General features: G+C 60.5%; 1 protein-coding gene. It reads right to left on the bottom strand.

The features are described 5' to 3' along the window. Positions 1 to 277 precede the first annotated feature (277 nt). On the bottom strand, positions 278 to 1,104 hold an 827-nt coding region (locus ABIB45_RS22485), incomplete at its 5' end, for a transposase (protein ID WP_502914568.1).

The following is a 1,104-nucleotide window of genomic DNA, read 5'->3' as shown; positions in this document are numbered from 1 at the left end:
AAACCCCCGACTACGGCCTGGGCTTCTTCACCGCACACGGCTCCATGTCCTCCTAAGGAAGCTCTAAGCGGATCGGTTCATGGTCGCCGCCGTCAGGCGGTCATGAACCAGATACAGGCACCGCTACTTGCCCCTGCAGCAACAGCGGTTGTCAAGAGGCAGAGGTGAGCGGCTCCTGGGTTTGTGGTTCCGGGGGCCGCTCATCGTGTGCCGGCCCGGTCGTGGTGTGAGTGGTGGCGAGTCGTTTTTGACTGGCAGTGTCAGGCTCTCACGAATATTAATCTGCGAGGGGCGGTAGGTACCCACTTTGGTGCGCGTGCCGGAAGGGAAATGCGGTCTGGTCAGGCGGGTTGTTGTGCAAGTTCGGGGGTGACGGTGTGGCCCAGGGCTTGGAGTTGGTTGATGGCCCGGCGCGTGTTTTGGCCGGTTGGAGTCTGGCGAAGAAGTCCGGCCCGGGGTCGTTGTAGTTTTCCCCGGTCGTGAGCATGTTCCAGACGGCAATGAGGATCGCGTGTTCAACGGCGACGAGCGCTTTCATGGGTCCGCGTCGTGCGGCGGGTCTTCTGTATTTGGCACCGAAGTACGTCTTTTTCGAACGGGAGATGGCCAACGCGACGATGCCGGGGGCGGCCTTGAGGTTTGGGTCGCCAGGTCTGGTTTTGCTGTTTTTGATCCGTCCTGCTGATTCGTTGTTTCCCGGCGCGGTTCCGGCCCATGACCGCAGGTGCCCTGCCGTGGGGAACACGGTCATGTCTGCGCCGGTTTCGGCGATGATGATTTCCGCAACATGTTCGCTGATGCCAGGGATACTGACCAGCAGGTCCGTGGCCGCGGCGGACGGTCCCAGTACCTCTCCAGTCCGGGTATTGAGATCGGCAATGGTCCGGGTGTGCCCGTCGGTAATGTTCAGATGCATTTTGGTGAGGAAGGCATGGTGGTCGTTGAACCTGCCGTTCAGTGTTTCAGTCAGGGCAGGAATCTTTGCCCGCAGGCTGTAAACAGCCATGTTCGCTAGGTGCGTGGGTCGGTAATTGTTTGAGGGTTCCTCAGGTTTGAGCCGTAACGGCCCGAGGCCGGTTTCCTTGTCTTGGAAAGGGGCCGGCC

The organism is Arthrobacter sp. UYCo732, assembly GCF_040547265.1.
In the GTDB taxonomy this organism is placed as follows: Bacteria; Actinomycetota; Actinomycetes; order Actinomycetales; family Micrococcaceae; genus Arthrobacter.
This window is presented reverse-complemented; position numbering and strand designations above follow the sequence as displayed.